We start from the raw sequence: 20,045 nt of genomic DNA, 5'->3' as shown, positions 1-20,045 counted from the left end.
CTCACCGCCCCAAATACACTTCGATGACCCGCTCGTTGGACGAGACCTGGTCGATGGTGCCTTCAGCGAGCACGGTACCCTCGTGCAGGCAAGTGACCTTGACGCCGAGCTCGCGCACGAACGTCATGTCGTGCTCGACCACCATCACGGTGTGGGTCTTGTTGATTTCCTTGAGCAGCTCGGCGGTGAGATGCGTCTCGACGTCGGTCATGCCAGCAACGGGCTCGTCGACGAGGAGCAGTTTCGGATCCTGCGCCAGCAGCATTCCGATCTCGAGCCACTGCTTCTGGCCGTGGCTGAGGCTGCCGGCGAGACGGTGGCGGGCATCGGTGAGGCGGATCGTCTCCAGCACCTTGTCGATCTGTTCGGATTCCGCCCGGCTGCCGCGCCAGAACAGCGTACCCTTGACGCTGTGGTCGACATTGAGCGCGAGCAGCAAATTGTCCTGCACGGTCTGGCTCTCGAACACGGTCGGCTTCTGGAATTTACGGCCGATGCCGAGCTCGGCGATACGGGTTTCGTCCAGCCGCGTCAGATCGGTGACGCCGTCGAACAGCACGGTGCCTTCATCGGGCTTGGTCTTGCCGGTGATGATGTCCATCATCGTGGTCTTGCCGGCGCCGTTCGGGCCGATGATGGCGCGCATCTCGCCGGGCTCGAGCGTCAGCGAGAGGTTGTTGATGGCGTGGAAGCCGTCGAACGAGACGTGCACGCCGTCGAGATACAGCATTGCGGAGGTCGCGCGGGTGTCCATGACGTTCATTGCACCTCCTCCGCCATTTTGGGTTCGGCGACGCCGTCTTCGGCCGCAGCACTCGCAACGGTCGCGGCGTCGCGCCTTTCCTTCGACGAGTCCCACCAGGCGTTGAAAGTGCCCACGATGCCCTTGGGCAGCAGCAGCGTTACCAGGATGAACATGGCACCCAACATGAACAGCCAGTAGGGCGCGAGCATGCCGGAGGTGAAGAACGTCTTTGCGTAGTTGACGACGACGGCACCGAGCGCAGCGCCGACCAGCGTACCGCGGCCGCCGACCGCTACCCAGATTACCGCCTCGATCGAATTGCCCGGTGCGAATTCGCTCGGGTTGATGATGCCGACCTGCGGCACATAGAGCGCGCCGGCGACGCCGGCCATGCAGGCCGACACCGTGAACACGAACAGCTTGTAGGATTCGACGCGGTAGCCGAGGAAGCGCGTGCGCGATTCCGCATCGCGCACCGCGATCAGCACCTTGCCGAGCTTGGACGAGACGATGGCGCGGCAGATCAGGAAGCCGGCGATCAGCGCCAGGCAGCTCAGCGCGAACAGCGCAGCACGCGTGCCCTCGGCCTGCACGTTGAACCCCAAAATGTCCTTGAAGTCGGTCATGCCGTTGTTGCCGCCGAAGCCGAAATCGTTGCGGAAGAAGGCAAGCAGCAGTGCATAGGTCATCGCCTGGGTGATGATCGACAGATACACTCCCGTGACGCGGGAGCGGAAGGCGAGCCAGCCGAAGCAGAAGGCGAGCAGCCCCGGCACGATCAGCACCATCAGCGCGGCAAACCAGAACATGTCGAAGCCGTACCAGTACCAGGGCAGCTTCGAATAGTTCAGGAACACCATGAAGTCGGGCAGGATCGGGTTGCCGTAGACGCCGCGGCTGCCGATCTGCCGCATCAGGTACATGCCCATCGCGTAGCCACCGAGCGCGAAAAAGGCACCGTGGCCGAGCGAGAGGATGCCGCAATAGCCCCAGATCAGGTCGATCGAGAGCGCCAGGATGGCGTAGCAGACATATTTGCCCCAGAGCGCGACGAGATAGGTCGGCACCTGCAGGAACGAGCCCGCGGGCAGCAGCAGGTTGGAGAGCGGGATGAGGATGCCGCAGGCCACGACGACGGCAAGGAAGATCGTGGCGCCGCGGTCCAGCGATCGCGTCAGCATGTGAGGGGTCATGCTTCCACCGCACGGCCCTTGAGCGCGAACAGGCCGCGCGGCCGCTTTTGAATGAACAGGATGATGAGAACGAGGATGGCGATCTTGCCGAGCACGGCGCCGGCGACCGGCTCCAGGAATTTATTGGCGATGCCGAGCGTGAAGGCGCCGACCAGCGTGCCCCAGAGATTGCCGACGCCGCCGAACACCACGACCATGAAGCTGTCGATGATGTAGCTCTGGCCGAGATTGGGGCTGACATTGTCGATCTGCGACAGCGCCACACCGGCGATGCCGGCAATGCCCGAGCCGAGGCCGAAGGTGAGCGCGTCGACGCGCGAAGTCGCGATGCCCATCGAGGCCGCCATGCGGCGGTTCTGCGTCACCGCGCGCATCTCCAGCCCGAGCGCCGTGTAGCGCAGCATCGCGAGCAGAATGACAAACACCGCGAGCGTGAAGACCAGGATCCAGAGCCGGTTATAGGTAATGGTGATCTGGCCGAGCTCGAACGCGCCGCTCATCCAGGAGGGGTTGCCGACCTCGCGGTTGGTCGGGCCGAACATGGTGCGCACCGCCTGCTGGAGCACCAGCGACAGGCCCCAGGTCGCCAGCAGCGTCTCCAGCGGACGGCCATAGAGAAAGCGGATGATGCTGCGCTCGATCACGACGCCGAGCGCGCCCGCCACCAGGAAGGCAAGCGGCACCGCGATCAGCAGCGAACAGTCGAACAGGCCGGGATAACGGGTGCGGATCACCTCCTGCACCACGAAGGTGGTGTAGGCCCCGATCATCACCATCTCGCCATGGGCCATGTTGATGACGCCCATCACGCCGAAAGTGATGGCAAGGCCGATTGCGGCAAGCAGCAGCACCGAACCGAGCGAAAGGCCATACCAGGCATTCTGCACCATCGACCAGACCGCGAGCGAACTCTGGATCGAGCCGATTGCGCTCGCAGCAGCCTTGGTCACCGAGGCCGGCTGGTCGCCCATGCCCGTCAGCAGCGCCATCGCCTCCTGGTCACCGCGCGCCTTGATGGTGGCAACGGCTTCGAGCTTCTCGATCTCGGTGGCATCAGGCTTGAACAACAGGATCGCCGCGCGGGCGTCGCCCAGCGCAGCCTTGACGGATCGGTTGGTTTCTTTGGCGAGCGCGCCATCGACGGCTTCGAGCGATGTCTCCTCATGCGACTTGAAGACGGATTGCGCGGCCTGAAGACGTGCTCCGATATCGGGTGACTGCAGCGTCAGGCTGCCGATCGCGGCATCGACGCTGCGGCGCAGGCGGTTGTTGAGGCGGACCGCGCTCGCACTGTCGGGCACGCTGGCCACGGCCTGACCGGTCGCGGCATCGATCGACTTGCCGTCGGTGCCGGTGACGTAAACCTTCTTGCTGTCAGGATCGGCCATGAGGCGGCCGTCCTGGAGCGCGCTGATGATCGGAAAGGCCAGCGTATTGCCGCTGCTTGCGACCACGCCGATCGCCTCTTCCGTGTCGGAATAATCGTCGTTGGCGAATTTTGCGACCGCATCCTCGAACGGGCCGGCCAAGGCCGGCATTGCGAACGCGATCAGGAACAACGAGAGCACGAGCGAACAGAGGCGGGCGGACAGATTGGCTGGCACTGTGAAAGACCCCGGCAGAAAAGGGTGGAGAAGGCGGCGGGATCGCCGCCTTCTCCGATCGTGCAATGGAGCGTCAGATCCGGATCAGGAGCCCGAACCGAGGCACTTGTTGGTCTTGGTGTTGAAGTTACCGCACTTCTTGCCGACCCAGTCGCCGACCAGGTCCTTGGAACCGTCGAGCTCCTTCGACCAAGCGTCGCCCGCGACAAGACCCGGGGTCTTCCACACCACGTCGAACTGGCCGTTGGCTTTGATTTCGCCAATGAACACCGGCTTGGTGATGTGATGGTTCGGAAGCATCTTGGAGGTGCCGCCGGTCAGGTTCTTGGCTTCGATGCCCGGGAGCGCATCGATCACCTTGTCCGGATCGGTCGACTTCACCTTCTCGACCGCCTTGACCCACATGTCGAAGCCGATCACGTGCGCTTCCATCGGATCGTTGGTCACGCGCTTCGGATTCTTGGTGTAGGTCTGCCACGCCTTGATGAACTTCTCGTTCTCCGGCGACTTGATCGACTGGAAGTAGTTCCAGGCGGCGAGATGGCCGAGCAGCGGCTTGGTGTCGATGCCGGCGAGTTCTTCCTCACCCACCGAGAACGCGACGACCGGAATGTCCTTCGCCTTGATGCCCTGGTTGCCGAGCTCCTTGTAGAAGGGAACGTTGGCGTCGCCGTTGATGGTCGAGACCACTGCGGTCTTCTTGCCGGCCGAGCCGAACTTCTTGATGTCGGCCACGATCGTCTGCCAATCGGAATGACCGAACGGCGTGTAGTTGATCATGATGTCTTCCTGGGCGACACCTTTGGACTTCAGATAGGCTTCCAGGATCTTGTTGGTGGTGCGCGGATAGACGTAGTCAGTGCCCGCGAGCACCCAGCGCTTCACCTTCTCGTCCTTCATCAGATAGTCGACGGCGGGGATCGCCTGCTGGTTCGGCGCGGCGCCGGTGTAGAACACGTTGCGCTCGCTCTCCTCGCCCTCGTACTGCACGGGGTAGAACAGGATGCTGTTCAGCTCCTTGAACACCGGGAGCACCGACTTGCGTGACACCGAGGTCCAGCAGCCGAACACGACCGAAACCTTGTCCTTGGTGATGAGCTCGCGCGCCTTCTCGGCGAACAGCGGCCAGTTGGAAGCGGGATCGACGACGACGGCTTCGAGCTTCTTGCCGTTGACGCCGCCCTTCTTGTTCTGCTCGTCGATCAGGAAGAGGATGGTGTCCTTCAGCGTGGTTTCGCTGATGGCCATGGTGCCGGAGAGGGAATGAAGTACGCCGACCTTGATGGTGTCGTCCGCGGCCTTCGCACCAGAAATGGAAGCCAGACCAAGCATCAGTCCGGCGGTCGCGGCGAGAACGCCACGGCGGCTAAATGGCGCCGCTATATCGTGAGTGGATTTGCTATGCATGAGTGTCTCATCTCCCTGACGCAGACGTGAAAAACGCTGCGAAACGGCCCCAACGGCCGCCTGCGATTAACGCATTCGCAAGAACCGTGCCATGGATTTGACACCTACTAAGCACTTGAGTGTGTTGAAGAAATAGACGGAAAACGAAGTGTCGCCACGACGGTACCGCCTAAACATTGAGCAATTCAAATGTATGCGAATGCGGCAGGCAGGTTATTTTCTGAGCAAATTTCTCCCTCTGGCTAAATTTCCGGCATAACTATTTCTGCACCGCGATCGCCGTTTGTGTGGGGCGTGCCTTGAAAGCGCCGCCTCAATGTTCCATATGGGGGCTGAGGTCTCTTGCGAATCAGGCGACCGTTGCGAGCCGCGTGTTCTTAAGCCCTTACGGGCGTCTGGCTTGCCCCATCCCATCAAGCCATCCGACACCCCAAACACGCAGGTGTCCCTCTCGACACCCTTTTGCGCGCGCCGCGCCGAATGCGCCGGGCGCCCGCTTTTGACATGGAAAGAACCCATCTTTTGACTTCGTTTCAGGATTTCGGCCTCGCCGAGCCCATCGCCCGTGCTCTCACCGAAGAGAACTACGTCACCCCCACCCCCATCCAGGCCCAGACGATTCCGACCGCGCTGACCGGCCGCGACGTCGTCGGCATCGCCCAAACCGGAACCGGCAAGACTGCGTCCTTCGCGCTGCCGATCCTGCACCGCCTGCTCGAGAATCGCATCAAGCCGCAGCCGAAGACGGCCCGCGTCCTGGTGCTGTCGCCGACCCGCGAGCTGTCCGGCCAGATCCTCGACAGCTTCAACGCCTATGGCCGCCACATCCGCCTGTCCTCGACCCTCGCCATCGGCGGCGTGCCGATGGGCCGTCAGGTCCGCTCGCTGATGCAGGGCGTCGAGGTGCTGGTCGCCACCCCCGGCCGTTTGCTCGACCTCGTGCAGAGCAACGGACTGAAGCTTGGCAGCGTCGAATTCCTCGTGCTCGACGAAGCCGACCGCATGCTCGACATGGGCTTCATCAACGACATCCGCAAAATCGTCGCCAAGCTGCCGATCAAGCGGCAGACGCTGTTCTTCTCGGCCACCATGCCGAAGGACATCGCCGAGCTGGCCGACGCCATGCTGCGCGACCCCGCCCGCGTCGCAGTAACCCCGGTCTCCTCGACCGTGGAGCGCATCCAGCAGCGGATCATTCAGGTCGATTTCTCCGCCAAGCCGGCGTTCCTCGCCCAGCTGTTGAAGCAGGAGCAGGTCAATCGCGCACTGGTTTTCACCCGCACGAAGCACGGCGCAGACAAAGTGGTGAAGACGCTCGAGAAGGCCGGCATACCCGCCAGCGCCATCCACGGCAACAAGTCGCAGAACCATCGCGAACGGACGCTTGCCCAGTTCCGCACCGGTGAAATCCGCACGCTGGTCGCCACCGATATCGCCGCGCGCGGCATCGATGTCGACGGCATCACCCATGTCATCAATTTCGACCTGCCCAACGTGCCGGAGACCTATGTGCATCGCATCGGCCGCACCGCGCGCGCGGGTGCCGAGGGCACCGCGATCTCGCTGGTCGCAGGCGGCGAGGAACTCAGCTATCTCCGCGACATCGAGCGGCTGATCAAAGTGGCGCTGCCGCGTGAGGATCGCCGCACCGACGCCGGGCGCCGCGATGCGGGCCCTCCCCCGCAGCAGCAACGACAGGGTCGGCCGGGCCGTCCGGGCCAGCGTCAGCAAGGCGCAAGGCATGGTGAGGGACGCCACGGTGACGCTCGACGTGCCGACGAAAGGCATGCGGACGGGCGCCACCACAGTGCCGCCAAGCAGGGCGACGGAAGGCCCGGCAGCGGCCCGAAGGCAGCTCCTCGCGGCCGCTCCGGAGGCAAGGCGCATTCTTCGCCAAACGGCCGTCCGGAACAGCGTTCCGCGCATAGCGCCGGAGCGTCTGATGGGATACAAGGCGTTGCCTTTTTACGCCGCGAGAGTCGGCCGAATGGCCAACCGAACCGCAAACCCCATTCGCACTAGCCGTCCACGACCTGGAGAAATTCATGGCTAAGGAAGAGCTGATCCAGTTCGAAGGACTGGTCACCGAAATCCTCCCCGACGCGCGCTACCGCGTGCAGCTCGACGCCGGACACGAGATCGTCGCCTACACCGCCGGCAAGATGAAGAAGAACCGCATCAAGACTCTGGCGGGCGACCGCGTGACGGTGGAGATGTCGCCCTATGACCTCGAAAAGGGCCGGCTGATTTTCCGCCACAAGGACGAACGTCCGAGCGGGATGGGCGGACCTCCGCGTCCCGGGCAGCGTGGCGGGCAGTTCCGCCGCCGCTAGTCGGGGCTCAGCGCGCGAGCGCAGACCCGAAATTCCGACCTGTATGCTGATCCGCCGTGAGCATCACGGCGGATCAAAAAATCGTGCACGTCAGCATTGTTTTGGGGGTCTGTTTCCAATAAAATGAATTAATCGATTTTCGGCCGGACGACATTAGCATCCACCGGTACAGCCGGTTCAGACACGCTGACGACCCTTCCAAAAATTCGATCTAACCTGTCCGCGCAAGCGGGCTCTGACATTGTGTTATCTGAGAAGGGACTACCCCCATGAGCATGGGAACCGTGAAGTGGTTTAACGCGACCAAAGGCTTCGGCTTCATCCAGCCCGACGATGGCGGCCAAGACGTGTTCGTTCACATCAGTGCTGTGGAGCGTGCAGGCCTCGGCACGCTGCGCGAAGGTCAGAAGATCTCGTACGAGATCGTGGCCGACCGCCGTTCCGGCAAGTCGGCAGCGGACAACCTTCGCTCCGCCGGCTGAGCCTACCGCTTACGGGCCCCGATCGGCTCGAGCGAACAAATAACAAAAAGGCCGGGCGCGATGCCCGGCCTTTTTCATCCCGCTATTTGCTCGCAGATCTCAACACGCTGCATTGTTGTAACGAACGCAGGTGACCTGGCGCGGCCGCGTGTAGGAGACATCGCTCAGCGTGATGCCCGACTTCAGGACGAACTTGACAGAAGGTGTGTACACGTAGCTCGCCTGGCTGAAAATGAGGTAGGTGGACGCGATCAAGAGCGTTGGCGGAATCATCGAGGTGACCGTGGTACCAGGTGTCAGAGTCGGAGGCGGAGCCGTCAGCGTGGCCTGCGTCGCCCCGTTCGCAATGGTGGCGGACTTGCTCCATTGAATCTTGGCGACTTTGCTTGAGTCGATTTGGATCTGAAGGACCGTGCCGTTCACGAGGGTAGCGTCGTACGGCATGATCATCGATATGCTTGCCGTGAACGTGTCCTGCATGGCAGGATCGTCGACCCCCGTCGACTGCGACGTCAAATCGGACAGAGTCCGTGCAATCATTGTGACTTTGCGATTGATCGCGACGGCCGATGAAAACTCGACGGTCCCGAAGAACATCACCAGCATTAGCGGCACGATGACCGCGAACTCGGTCGCCGCGATCGCACGCCTGTCGGCGACGAAGTCGCGCACGGAGCTACGGGCATTCCTCCAGATATTCGCGATCGCCTGCATCTGTCCGCTCGGGTCCATCTGTCTCAGAAGGGTTCATTCTTGAAGGCCGCGGTCGCAATCAGCAGCCGCTTGTTGCCGCAGCCCATGTTGAAGCCAAGGCCAGTGACGAAGAGCGGCCACTGATAGAACAGCCGCACCACGACGACCTGGTTGGCGGCCCCGGCACTGTACTGCACGCCGGTTGGATTGAAGCTGCAGGAATTGCCATAATTGGTGAGGCTTAGCGCTCCGAACGAGTTTGTACTCACGACGTCGACGTAGAGCTTGCTGCAATCAAACAGAGCCGGGATCTGGCTGCAGACGTAAGCCTTGAACGTGGTTTGCGAGCAGGGTGTGCTGACGCCGGAGACCGCGCAGGCCGTTAGCGTGCCGCCTTGCGCCTGCCCGGTCAGCAGCACGCGCGCAGAATTCTGCGAGGCACTCTCGAGCACCTGGCTCGCCAAGAACATCAGCGCCGACTCGATGATGGCGAACAGCAACGCGAAGAACATCGGCGCGACGAGCGCGAACTCGACGGCTGCGGAGCCGCGGCGGCTGACGCGAAACCGACGCAGCATGGCGAGGAGCGTGAATCTCGTAGGTGCAGGCGAAGGCATCAAATTCCCCAGCAGCAGCAGCAATCATCTGCCATGTTCAATAGCGGAAACTGATTGTTTAAGTGTTTCAGGCGATCCGCACCCGGCGGCCCGGGCCGTTAAGGGCGGGTTAACCGCAAACGACCCAGGCCATGGCGACGAGGACATGCAGACGAGGGCATGGAGACGAGGACACGGAGAGTGAGACTCGCGCGCGTGCGCCGGGTGGGGACGATCCTTGCCCCGCCAAACCCGCAAATCAAACTCGCTGGCTGGTCTTGGTCAGTTCGTCTTGGTCAGTTCGTCTTGGTCAATTCGTCTTGGCACCCGCACCGGCACTGCCGCTGGCCGAGCTGCTCAACGAACCGGCCTGGCTCATCGCGCTGTTGAAGTAGGTGTCGCTGTCGCCGAGCGTCACGCGGCGCTGGCAAAGCGGCGCGCAGCTATAGGACTCGCGCTCGATCCCGCGATAGACGGTAACGAGCCGATCGGTCGGACCTTCGACCTGGATCTGGCGGTCGACCAGGATCTCGCCGCCCCGGTCGAGCGCGATGAAATTGGTGGCGCCATAGCCCTTTCCGGTGACGACGATCATGCCGCCGGGCTGGAGCGTGACGTCGGCGATCAGGGGATTGCCGACCACGATAGTTGCCACCTTGCCAGGCAACCGCACCAGCTTGGCCTGGTCGACATTGACGGCGATGGTATCGGCGGACTCGGCAACGACGGCAGCCGGCGATGCCAGCACCGCGGCTGCAACCAGAAGACAGACGCGCGCATGACGGCGCAGCAGTTGTTTACGCATACTCTTACCCCCGGGACGTCACAAACCGGCAGAAGCGATCAGATAACAGCCGAGCCGGTGCCCGACCCGGCTAACCTGCTCTCAATTCGTGAACGTTCCGCAAATTCGCCGACTATTGTTTGAACGGACTGGCGTTTCGCGGCCCTCGAGAACCTAGCGGCGGAACGGATAGGCAAGCTGCCCTCCGATTTCCTTCGGCATGGTGGCTTCATCCTTGCCGTAATCCTGCGGCAGTTGCCCCTCGGGCATGCGGAAAGTGCCGAACAGCAAGTCCCAGATCGGGAACGTGCCGGCAAAATTGGTGTCGCCGCCCTCTGCTAGCGCGGTGTGGTGCCAACGGTGGAACACCGGCGTCGCCAGCACATATTTGAACGGCCCGAAGGTCCAGTTCAGGTTGGCGTGCACGAAGGCCGAATGGAAGGTCGTGAACGGGGCGAGCCAGACCATGGCGTTCGGCGAAATGCCGGCCATCAGAAGCACGACGTCAACCGCGATGGTACCGAGCACGAGATTGACGGGATGGAAGCGGGCCGCAGAAATCCAGCTGATCTCCTCCGAGGAGTGATGGATCGCGTGGTACTTCCAGAACCCGCCGCCGTGGAACAGCCGGTGCAGCCAGTACAGCATGAAATCAGACAGCACCAGGAACAGCATGGCCTGGACCCAGAGCGGCAATAGCGCCAGCGGGCCGTGGCCATTGTCGTAGAAGGCGATGAGCCCGTCGGCATCATGGATGTTGAAGACGAAGCTCGCACCGACGATCAGAAGGCTGATCCGCATGACGCGTGCGAACACCGGAACGACAAACCAGTAGCAGATGTCCGTGACGATCTCCCGCTTGCGCCACCAGGGCACGCCGGGATTGCAGGCCCAGACATGCTCGAGCACGGTGAAGACCACCGCGAGCGCGAAGGTCGTGGGGATCACCTTCGCGATGGTCTCGCCGAGCATCAGGGCGATTTCCATGGGCAGGCTCGACATTGTCGCCTCTCTTGCGAATTGCTGGTCCCGCCTACGCGTACTCCCCCAAATTTAAGGGACGGTGAAGCCGGTGCTGAGCCTGCTGCACATCCGGAACCGGAACGAATTGCAGCTGGCTGCCTTAAGGCGAAATTCACTCTGGCCGGCGGCAAGCGGGTTTGCCCGATCGAATTAACTCTCCCGAAAGAGCTCGGATCTCATGGTCGTTGCGTCAAGCACACGCCGAACGAGGCGATCCCACCAGATGGAGTTTTGTTCATGAAGAACCTGATTGCGCGTTTCGCGAAAGATGAATCCGGCGCCACCGCCATCGAATACGGTCTGATCGCCGCCGGCATCGCGCTGGCCATCATCACCGTCGTCAACAATCTCGGCACCACGCTGAACGCCAAGTTCACCTCGATCAGCAGCTCGCTGAAGTAAGCCATCGACGAACGACGGCAAAAGCCCCGGGTCTCCGGGGCCTTTGTTTTTCAGACGGCGAGTTCCAGTGGCGTTCAGCAAGTACAGAACCGATGCCGCAGTCGCGGCAAACGCGGCGGAGGCCGCGCAGACCGGCTCGCCGGCTTACTGGGTCTGTCTGGCCCTGCTGCTTGCAACGGTCGCGCTCGCCGCACGCATCGCGTTCCTCTGGTGAGCACGCCTTCGGCTGGTTCCGCCCATCGGGACCGCTGCCGCCGTTTTCGGTTTGTTTAGCACTGCCGGCTAGAATCCGGCGACGCCAGCTCCGCGGCAAACCTCAAGACGCAGCCCATGATCCTCGACCTTGCGCGCCTTCTGCTCTTCCCGGCCCTGATGGCGTTTGCCGCCGCGAGCGATCTCTTCACGATGACAATCTCGAACCGCGTATCGCTGGCGCTGGTCGCCGGCTTTTTCGCGCTCGCTCTCGCCGGTGGCATGGCACCTTACGACATGCTGAGCCATGTCGGGGCCGGCGCGCTCGTCCTGGTCGTGGCCTTCTCCTGTTTTGCGATGGGCTGGGTTGGCGGCGGCGATGCCAAGGTCGCGGCCTCTGTCGCACTCTGGTTCGGGTTCCCACAGCTGATGAACTTCCTGCTCTACGCCTCGCTGATTGGCGGGGCGCTGACGCTGCTCCTGCTCCAGTTCCGGCAGTGGCCGCTGCCTTACGGGCTGGCCGGCCAGACCTGGCTGGCGCGACTGCACGCCAAGGAGAGCGGCATTCCCTACGGCATCGCGCTCGCACTGAGCGCGCTGATGGTCTACCCGGAGACCGAATGGGTGAAGGCGATCGATCTCGCTCACCTCGCATTGCGCTGAACGCATCGGGGTCAACCCGGCGTTAAGGCGATTTAGATACGCCTCATTAACCATGCTTTGACGAATAGCTGGTCAACTGCCGATTACGGCGGCGTCAGCGTCGCGGCGTTTGTTGGAAAGTGAAGCGTATGAATAGGGCACGCATTGTCGTCCTGACGGTCGCCATCTGCGCCGGCGGTGTCGCCGCGTATCTGGCGAGCGGTTCGGACAATTCTGCACCGCCTCCGGCTCCAGTCGCGCAGCTTCCCACCGTCGACGTCCTGGTCGCCAAGAACGACATCGGCCTCGGCCAGACCGTCAAGCCGGAAGACGTGCAATGGCAGACTTGGCCGTCCGCGACCGCCAGCACCACCTTCATCCGCCGCAACGAGCGCCCCGAGGGGGTAACCCAGGTCACCGGCTCGATCGCACGATCCCCCTTCATCCAGGGTGAGCCGATCCGCGACCAGAAGCTGGTCAAGGCCGAAGGCTCCGGCTTCATGGCGGCAATCCTGCCCACCGGCATGCGGGCGATCTCGACCGAGATCTCGCCAGAAACCGGCGCAGGCGGCTTCATCCTCCCCAACGATCGCGTCGACGTGCTTCTGACGCGCCGTCTCAAGAACCCGGACCAGAGCAGCGGCGCTCCTGATGTCATCACGTCCGAGATCATCCTGGCCAATATCCGCGTCCTGGCCATCGACCAGGCTCCCAAGGAGAAGGACGGCCAGAACGCGGTGGTTGGCAAGACCGTCACCCTCGAGCTCAATCCCGCGCAGACTGCGACGCTCTCCTCCGCACGTCAGAGCGGCACGCTGTCGCTCGCGTTGCGCAGCATCGTCGACGTCAAGCTGAGCGAGATCACGCTCGATGATTCCACGCAGAAGCGCGATGGCATCTCGATCATTCGGTACGGTATCCCAAGCTCGACGGCGAAGGCACGATGAGGACTGTCGACATGAAATGCAGGGCGAATTTGGCGACGATGCGAACCCCTGTGGTCCGCGCCCTGTCGTTTTCGGCCGCCGTCGCGCTCGCGCTCAACCCGGTGCTGACCCCTGTGGTCGCCGCCGACTATCGCCCGGTGGCGCAGGCTGCGGCCGACGGTCAGATGAACGCGCGATTCCTCTCGCTCGGCATCGGCAAGTCGATCGTGATCGACCTTCCGCGCGACATCAAGGACGTGCTTGTCGCCGATCCTAAGATCGCCAATGCAGTCGTCCGCTCGGCGCAGCGCGCCTACATCATCGGCGCCTCGATCGGGCAGACCAACATCGTGTTCTTCGATTCCGCCGGCCAGCAGATCGCGGCCTATGACATCGCGGTCAAGCGCGACCTCAACGGCGTGCGGGCCGCGCTGAAACAGGTCCTGCCGAACTCGGACATCCAGATCGACGGGCTAGGCGACGGTATCATCTTGACCGGCTCGGCCGCGAATCCAGCCGAAGCCCAGCAGGCCAACGACCTCGCCGTGCGCCTCGCGGGCGGCCCCGAGAAGGTCGTGAACTCGATCGTGGTCCGCGGCCGCGACCAGGTCATGCTCAAGGTGACTGTCGCCGAAGTGCAGCGCAGCATCGTCAAGCAGCTCGGAATCGACCTCACCGCCAACCTCAGCTACGGCACCTCGGTCGTCAGCTTCAGCAACTCCAATCCGTTCACGGCTCTCGGCCACAACCTCGTCGACGGCAACAACCTGACCACGAAGTTCGGCGGGGCCCCGTCGGTGCAGGCCACGCTGCGTGCGATGGAGACCGCGGGCGTGATCCGAACGCTGGCCGAACCGAACCTGACCGCGATCTCCGGTGAATCGGCAACGTTCATCGCCGGCGGTGAATTCCCGGTGCCTGCGGGCTATGCGTGCGACCCCACCACGCACGTCTGTACCACCCAGATCAGCTTCAAGAAGTTCGGCATCTCGCTCAACTTCACCCCCGTCGTTCTCACCGAAGGCAAGATCAGCCTGCGGGTGATGACCGAGGTGTCCGAGCTCTCGAACGAAAACGCGATCACGCTGTCCCAGGCCGTGACCTCGACCTCGGTCAACTCGCTCACGGTGCCCTCGATCAAGACCCGCCGCGCAGAAACGTCGCTGGAAATTCCCTCAGGCGGCGCGATGGCGATGGCCGGCCTGATCCAGCAGCAGACCAAGCAGGCGGTCAGCGGACTGCCGGGTCTGATGCAGCTCCCGGTCCTCGGCACGCTGTTCCGTAGCCGCGACTTCGTCAACAACGCGAGCGAGCTGGTCGTGATCGTGACGCCCTACATCGTTCGCGCAGTTGCACAAAAGGATCTGTCGCGGCCGGATGATGGCTTCTCCGCGCCCGCGGATCCGCAGGCCGAGCTGCTCGGCAACATCAACCGCATCTACGGCGTGCCCGGCCGGACCGAACCGACCAAGAACTACCGCGGCACCTACGGCTTCATCACCGACTGAGGCGGAACGGGGACTTCATGAAGATCACTAGACCACCCCAGATTCGCAGACGCGCCATCCACCTCGGCGGCGCGCTCGTCGGCATGGCGCTCGCCCTTGGCGGTTGCCAGCACGACGAAGCGGTCACGGCCTCCATTCCCGACGACTACAAGCAGCGCCATCCGATCGCGATCGAGGAGCAGAATCGCTCCATCGTCGTCTTCGTCGGCCACGCCCGCGGCGGCTTGACCGCGGCCCAGCGCGCCGACGTGATGGGCGTCGCGTCGGCCTGGATGCACGAAGGCACCGGCGCGATCCGGATCGACGTACCGTCCGGCACGCCCAACGCGCGTCCGGTCGCGGACACCATGCGCGAAATCCAGGCAATGCTGTCGGCGGCGGGCGTTCCGCCGCGCGGTATCAGCGCCCGCTCTTACCAACCGGAAGACAAGCGATTCCTGCCGCCGATCCGGCTCACCTATTCCAAGATCGCCGCGGTCGCGGGTCCCTGCGGCCTGTGGCCGGAAGACATCGGCCCTTCGATGAAGAACAAGAGCTGGTTCGAGAACAAGGACTATTACAATTACGGCTGCGCTTATCAGCGCAACCTTGCGGCGATGGTCGACAATCCGTCGGATCTCGAGCAGCCGCGGCCCGAAACGCCGTCCTACACGCCGCGGCGCACCGCCGCGTTCGAGAAGTATCGCAAGGGAATGCCGACGGCGGTCGCCTATCCTGAGGCCGACAGGGCCAAACTCAGCGACACCGGCAAATGATCAGCTACGCTCGCCAGCCCCAAGAAGAACAGTCCGAGGCATCGCTCCCGCCGGTCGAGGAGCATATTGCGCCTGCGCCCCGCGTTTCCGTCCAGGCTTTCTGCGAGACCGTGGAAACGGCGGCCGCCGTGCAGTCGGCCGGCGAAGATCGCCGTCTCGGCAAGGCCCATCTGAAGATCCAGATGGGCGGTATGGCGGCTGCGGTGGAAGCCTACCGGTCGGCACCCACGCCGAACGTGATCGTGCTCGAAAGCGACGGCCGCAACGACCTCCTGGGCGGGCTCGACCATCTCGCGACCGTCTGCGACGCCGGCACCCGCGTGGTCGTGATCGGCCGCATCAACGACGTCATGCTCTACCGCGAGCTGGTGCGCCGCGGCGTCAGCGACTACGTGCTCGCGCCGGTCGGCGCGATCGACGTCGTGCGCTCGATCTGCAACCTGTTCTCGGCGCCGGAAGCCAAGGCCGTCGGCCGTATCATCGCCGTGGTCGGCGCCAAGGGCGGCGTCGGCGCGTCAACCATCTCCCACAACGTCGCCTGGGCGATCGCCCGCGATCTCGCGATGGACGCGGTCGTCGCCGACCTCGACCTCGCCTTCGGCACTGCCGGGCTCGACTATAACCAGGATCCGCCACAGGGTATTGCCGATGCCGTGTTCTCGCCGGATCGCGTCGATACCGCCTTCATCGACCGCCTGCTGTCGAAATGCACCGACCACCTCAGCCTGCTGGCGGCGCCGGCGACGCTCGACCGGGTCTATGATTTCGGCGCCGATGCCTTCGATGCCGTGTTCGACACGCTGCGCTCCACCATGCCCTGCATCGTGCTCGACGTTCCGCACCAATGGTCGGGCTGGACCAAACGCGCCCTGATCGGAGCGGACGACATCCTCATCGTGGCGGCGCCCGACCTCGCCAATTTGCGCAACACCAAGAACATGTTCGATCTCCTGAAGGCCGCGCGCCCCAACGACCGGCCGCCGCTCTACTGCCTGAACCAGGTCGGCGTGCCGAAACGGCCCGAAATCGCCGCGGCGGAGTTCGCCAAGGCGATCGAGAGCCAGCCGGTCGTCTCGATCCCGTTCGAGCCGCAGATCTTCGGCTCGGCGGCCAATAACGGCCAGATGATCGCGGAGATCTCGGCCAACCATAAGTCGATCGAGATGTTCCTTCAGATCGCCCAGCGCCTGACCGGCCGCAGCGAAACGAAGAAGCAAAAGTCGTCTCTGCTTTCACCCCTGATTGACAAGTTGCGGGGAAAATAGGTCGCCGCATGGAGTTTTTAAGTGTTCGGTAAGCGTAGCGGAACAGACGCCGACACCCGGGCCCCGAAGCCCGGTGCCGTGTCGCCAGAGCCTGCCCAGGCTCCGGCGCCCGCCGTGTCGCGCGTGCCGCCGCCGCCGGCAGTCTCCTCGCCGCCGCTCGCCCCGGCGAGGCCTGCGCCGACCATGGAAGCCCGCCGCTCGGACAATTATTACGAGGTCAAGGCGACCATCTTCGGCGCGCTGATCGAGGCCATCGATCTCGCCCAGCTCGCCAAGCTCGATTCGGAGTCCGCGCGCGAGGAAATCCGGGACATCGTCAACGAGATCATCGCGATCAAGAACATCGTGATGTCGATCGCCGAGCAGGAAGAGCTGCTCGACGACATCTGCAACGACGTCCTCGGCTACGGTCCGCTGGAGCCGCTGTTGTCGCGCGACGATATTGCCGACATCATGGTCAACGGCGCCGACACCGTCTATATCGAGGTTGCCGGCAAGATCCAACGCACCGGTATCCGCTTCCGCGACAATCAGCAGCTCCTCAACATCTGCCAGCGTATCGTCAGCCAGGTCGGCCGACGCGTCGACGAATCCTCGCCGATCTGCGACGCGCGCCTGGCCGACGGCTCCCGCGTCAACGCCATCGTGCCGCCGCTGTCGATCGACGGCCCCACGCTCACGATCCGCAAGTTCAAGAAGGACAAGCTGACGCTCGATCAGCTCGTCAAGTTCGGCGCAATCTCGCCGGAGGGCGCGGAAATCCTCCAGATCATCGGCCGCGTTCGCTGCAACGTGCTGATCTCCGGTGGTACCGGCTCGGGCAAGACCACGTTGCTCAACTGCCTGACCAACTACATCGAACACGACGAGCGCGTCATCACCTGCGAAGACGCCGCCGAACTCCAGCTCCAGCAGCCGCACGTGGTGCGACTGGAAACCCGCCCGCCCAACATCGAGGGCGAGGGCCAGGTCACCATGCGCGAGCTGGTGCGCAACTGCCTGCGTATGCGTCCCGAGCGCATCATCGTCGGCGAAGTCCGCGGACCCGAGGCGTTCGACCTGCTCCAGGCCATGAATACCGGCCATGACGGGTCGATGGGCACGCTGCACGCCAACAATCCCCGCGAGGCGCTATCGCGCTGCGAATCCATGATCACGATGGGCGGCTTCTCCCTGCCTTCACGCACCATCCGCGAGATGATCTGCGCCTCGATCGACGTCATCGTCCAGGCCGCACGCCTGCGCGACGGTTCACGCCGCATCACCCACATCACCGAAGTGATGGGCATGGAAGGCGACACCATTATCACCCAAGACGTCTTCCTCTACGACATGGTCGGCGAGGACGCCAACGGCAAGATCATCGGCCGGCACCGGTCGACCGGAATCGGCCGCCCGAAATTCTGGGAACGCGCCCGCTATTACGGCGAAGAGAAGCGCCTTGCCGCGGCGCTAGACGCCGCGGAAGTGGCGCCCCCGACGTGAGCAGGTCAGCGCAGCCATGAACATGCAAGTCCTTAACATGCAAGTCCTTGCCCTCGCCTTCCTTGCCACCGCCACCGTCGGCGGCCTCGCCTGGGTCTTCCTTTATCCAATGCTGTCCGGGGAACGGAAGGCCGAGAGCCGCCGCGCCTCGATCTCGCGGGCCGAGGCGCCCACGGCCCGCGCGGCCGAGAAGACGCAGCGCTCGCGGCGCGAGCAGGTCGAAACCTCGCTCAAGGATCTCGAGGCGCGGCGCCAGCAGGAGAAGAGCGTACCGCTCAGTGTTCGCCTGTCGCAGGCCGGCCTCGACTGGACGCCGCAGAAATTTTGGATCGTGTCCGCCGTCGTGGCGGGCGTGCTGTTTGCAGTCGCCTTGTTCGTCGGCGGTGGCCTGCTCGGTGCCGCCGGCTTCGCCTTTGCCGGCGGCTTGGGTCTGCCCCGCTGGGCGCTCGGGTTCCTGAAGAAGCGCCGCGAGGCCAAATTCCTGAAGGCGCTGCCCGACGCTGTCGACGTGATCGTCCGCGGCATCAAGGCGGGCCTGCCGCTGTTCGAATCGATCAAGGTCGTCGCCGCCGACGCGCCAGAGCCGCTGCGCTCCGAGTTTCTGTCCATCATCGAGACGCAGGCAATCGGCATGCCGCTCGGCGAGGCCTGCACGCGACTCTACGATCGCATGCCGCTGCCCGAGGCCAATTTCTTCGGCATCGTCATCTCGATCCAGCAGAAATCGGGCGGCAACCTCTCCGAAGCGCTCGGCAACCTCTCCAAAGTGCTGCGCGACCGCAAGAAGATGAAAGAGAAGATCCAGGCGATGTCGATGGAAGCCAAGGCCTCGGCCGGCATCATCGGCTCGCTGCCGCCGATCGTGATGTTCCTCGTCTACCTCACGACGCCGGGATACATCTCGATGCTTTGGACTCATCCCACCGGCCAGCTCATGCTGGTCGGCTGCGTCGTCTGGATGTCGATCGGCATCATGGTGATGAAGAAGATGATCAATTTCGACTTCTGATGGTGCCTCAATGGTAGAGTTCCTCGTTGCGAAACTTCACGACGTCCACTTCATGACGATGCTGCTGGCGGCCATTGCCGCCAGTGCCACCGTCTATACACTGGTGATGCCGCTGTTCGCCGGCGAAGGCCTTTCCAAGCGCATGAAGGCGGTGGCGAACGAACGTGAGCGCATTCGGCAGCGCGAGCGCGAGCGCCTCCACAAGAGTGAAAAAGTCTCGCTGCGTCAGACGCCGAAGCAGCTCGTCTCGAAGGTCGTCGATGACTTCAACCTGACCAAATGGCTCGCGCAGGAAGCTGCGCGGGACAAGCTCATCATGGCGGGCTATCGAGGCCAGGCGCCCTACATCACCTTCCTGTTTGCCCGCCTGGTTGCCCCGATCGTGCTGTTCGTCGGTTCGGTCGTCTACGTGTTCCTGATCGCGCATATGCAGCAGTCGATGCCGATCAAAATCGGCATCTGCGTCGGTGCGGCCTATCTCGGACTTCAGGCCCCTATGCTGTTCCTCAGGAACGCGATCTCCAAGCGCCAACTCTCGATCAAGCGCGCCTTTCCCGATGCGCTCGACCTGCTCCTGATCTGCATCGAATCCGGCATGTCAGTCGAAATGGCGTTCCGGAAGGTCGCGGTCGAAATCGTGAGCCAGTCGATCGCGCTGTCCGAGGAGTTCACCCTGACCACGGCCGAGCTGTCCTATTTGCAGGATCGCAAGGTCGCCTACGAGAACCTCGCGCGGCGCACCGGACTCGAGGGCGTCAAGTCGGTATGTCTCGCGCTCCAGCAGGCGGAGCGTTACGGCACCCCGCTCGGCCACTCCTTGCGGGTGATGGCGCAGGAAAACCGCGACATGCGCATGAACGAAGCCGAGAAGAAGGCAGCTGCACTGCCGCCGAAGCTGACGGTACCGATGATCCTGTTCTTCCTGCCGGTGCTGTTCGTCGTCATTCTCGGACCGACCGGCATCAAGGTCACCGAGATGCAATGACATTAGACGTGGACCG

At 63.3% G+C, this 20,045-nt stretch carries 21 protein-coding genes; 13 read left to right on the top strand and 8 right to left on the bottom strand.

Annotation, left to right across the window (positions count from 1 at the left end; all coding sequences use genetic code 11):
• Position 1 precedes the first annotated feature (1 nt).
• The 4 genes from urtD to urtA form a co-directional block, all read right to left on the bottom strand.
• Positions 2-763, bottom strand: coding sequence for an urea ABC transporter ATP-binding protein UrtD (gene urtD, locus AC0L21_RS25920; protein ID WP_473264573.1), 762 nt, complete (start codon positions 761-763; stop codon positions 2-4).
• The gene (gene urtC / locus AC0L21_RS25915) at positions 760-1,938 is read right to left on the bottom strand and encodes an urea ABC transporter permease subunit UrtC (protein ID WP_473264572.1); all 1,179 of its coding nucleotides are present in this window, start codon (positions 1,936-1,938) and stop codon (positions 760-762) included. The genes urtD and urtC overlap by 4 nt, the downstream gene beginning before the upstream one ends.
• Positions 1,935-3,542 (bottom strand): urea ABC transporter permease subunit UrtB, encoded by a 1,608-nt coding sequence (gene urtB / locus AC0L21_RS25910; protein ID WP_473264571.1) that lies wholly within the window; start codon positions 3,540-3,542, stop codon positions 1,935-1,937. Before urtB ends, urtC begins: the two co-directional genes overlap by 4 nt.
• An 84-nt stretch (positions 3,543-3,626) precedes the next feature.
• Entirely contained in the window at positions 3,627-4,949 is a 1,323-nt protein-coding gene (urtA, locus tag AC0L21_RS25905) for an urea ABC transporter substrate-binding protein (RefSeq protein ID WP_007599797.1), read from the bottom strand.
• A 480-nt stretch (positions 4,950-5,429) separates the two neighbouring features.
• On the opposite strand from urtA, the gene AC0L21_RS25900 reads away from it, so the two are divergent.
• From AC0L21_RS25900 to AC0L21_RS25890, 3 genes are all read left to right on the top strand, one after another.
• Positions 5,430-6,971, top strand: coding sequence for a DEAD/DEAH box helicase (locus AC0L21_RS25900; RefSeq protein WP_473264570.1), 1,542 nt, complete (start codon positions 5,430-5,432; stop codon positions 6,969-6,971).
• A gap of 23 nt (positions 6,972-6,994) precedes the next feature.
• Positions 6,995-7,282, top strand: a complete 288-nt coding sequence (gene infA, locus AC0L21_RS25895) for a translation initiation factor IF-1 (protein ID WP_007599789.1) — start codon at positions 6,995-6,997, stop codon at positions 7,280-7,282.
• 269 nt (positions 7,283-7,551) lie between these two features.
• Complete coding sequence (locus AC0L21_RS25890; RefSeq protein ID WP_007599788.1) at positions 7,552-7,764, top strand: cold-shock protein; 213 nt, start codon at positions 7,552-7,554, stop codon at positions 7,762-7,764.
• Positions 7,765-7,863: 99 nt separating this feature from the next.
• On the opposite strand, the gene AC0L21_RS25885 is transcribed toward AC0L21_RS25890, so the two are convergent.
• The 4 genes from AC0L21_RS25885 to AC0L21_RS25870 form a co-directional block, all read right to left on the bottom strand.
• Positions 7,864-8,478: a TadE/TadG family type IV pilus assembly protein gene (locus AC0L21_RS25885; RefSeq protein WP_473264569.1), complete on the bottom strand. Its 615-nt coding sequence runs from the start codon at positions 8,476-8,478 to the stop codon at positions 7,864-7,866.
• Between the two features lie 23 nt (positions 8,479-8,501).
• A complete protein-coding gene (locus AC0L21_RS25880; protein WP_473264568.1) occupies positions 8,502-9,074 on the bottom strand; it encodes a TadE/TadG family type IV pilus assembly protein in 573 nt (190 codons plus the stop codon).
• A 289-nt stretch (positions 9,075-9,363) separates the two neighbouring features.
• On the bottom strand, positions 9,364-9,858 hold the full coding sequence (locus tag AC0L21_RS25875; RefSeq protein ID WP_473264566.1) for a pilus assembly protein N-terminal domain-containing protein: 495 nt from the start codon (positions 9,856-9,858) through the stop codon (positions 9,364-9,366).
• A gap of 153 nt (positions 9,859-10,011) precedes the next feature.
• A complete protein-coding gene (locus AC0L21_RS25870; protein ID WP_473264565.1) occupies positions 10,012-10,839 on the bottom strand; it encodes a sterol desaturase family protein in 828 nt (275 codons plus the stop codon).
• A 258-nt stretch (positions 10,840-11,097) separates the two neighbouring features.
• On the opposite strand from AC0L21_RS25870, the gene AC0L21_RS25865 reads away from it, so the two are divergent.
• The 10 genes from AC0L21_RS25865 (at position 11,098) to AC0L21_RS25820 (ending at position 20,029) form a co-directional block, all read left to right on the top strand.
• The gene (locus AC0L21_RS25865) at positions 11,098-11,262 is read left to right on the top strand and encodes a Flp family type IVb pilin (RefSeq protein WP_007599783.1); all 165 of its coding nucleotides are present in this window, start codon (positions 11,098-11,100) and stop codon (positions 11,260-11,262) included.
• 67 nt (positions 11,263-11,329) lie between these two features.
• Positions 11,330-11,476, top strand: a complete 147-nt coding sequence (locus AC0L21_RS25860) for a hypothetical protein (RefSeq protein WP_473264564.1) — start codon at positions 11,330-11,332, stop codon at positions 11,474-11,476.
• 116 nt (positions 11,477-11,592) lie between these two features.
• Positions 11,593-12,117, top strand: a complete 525-nt coding sequence (locus tag AC0L21_RS25855; protein ID WP_473264562.1) for an A24 family peptidase — start codon at positions 11,593-11,595, stop codon at positions 12,115-12,117.
• Between the two features lie 128 nt (positions 12,118-12,245).
• A complete protein-coding gene (gene cpaB / locus AC0L21_RS25850; RefSeq protein WP_473264561.1) occupies positions 12,246-13,043 on the top strand; it encodes a Flp pilus assembly protein CpaB in 798 nt (265 codons plus the stop codon).
• An 11-nt stretch (positions 13,044-13,054) separates the two neighbouring features.
• Positions 13,055-14,530, top strand: a complete 1,476-nt coding sequence (locus AC0L21_RS25845) for a type II and III secretion system protein family protein (protein ID WP_473264611.1) — start codon at positions 13,055-13,057, stop codon at positions 14,528-14,530.
• A 17-nt stretch (positions 14,531-14,547) separates the two neighbouring features.
• Positions 14,548-15,285, top strand: coding sequence for a CpaD family pilus assembly protein (locus AC0L21_RS25840; protein WP_473264560.1), 738 nt, complete (start codon positions 14,548-14,550; stop codon positions 15,283-15,285).
• Complete coding sequence (locus tag AC0L21_RS25835; protein WP_007605389.1) at positions 15,282-16,550, top strand: CpaE/TadZ family protein; 1,269 nt, start codon at positions 15,282-15,284, stop codon at positions 16,548-16,550. The genes AC0L21_RS25840 and AC0L21_RS25835 overlap by 4 nt, the downstream gene beginning before the upstream one ends.
• 21 nt (positions 16,551-16,571) lie before the next feature.
• Entirely contained in the window at positions 16,572-18,035 is a 1,464-nt protein-coding gene (locus tag AC0L21_RS25830) for a CpaF family protein (RefSeq protein ID WP_473264559.1), read from the top strand.
• 22 nt (positions 18,036-18,057) lie between these two features.
• Complete coding sequence (locus AC0L21_RS25825; RefSeq protein WP_473264610.1) at positions 18,058-19,044, top strand: type II secretion system F family protein; 987 nt, start codon at positions 18,058-18,060, stop codon at positions 19,042-19,044.
• A gap of 10 nt (positions 19,045-19,054) precedes the next feature.
• Positions 19,055-20,029, top strand: coding sequence for a type II secretion system F family protein (locus AC0L21_RS25820; RefSeq protein ID WP_473264558.1), 975 nt, complete (start codon positions 19,055-19,057; stop codon positions 20,027-20,029).
• Positions 20,030-20,045: the final 16 nt, after the last annotated feature.

It is taken from the genome of Bradyrhizobium sp. WSM4873 (assembly GCF_055811355.1).
The sequence above is the reverse complement of the archived record's forward strand: the minus strand, read 5'-3'. Positions and strand labels throughout refer to the sequence as shown.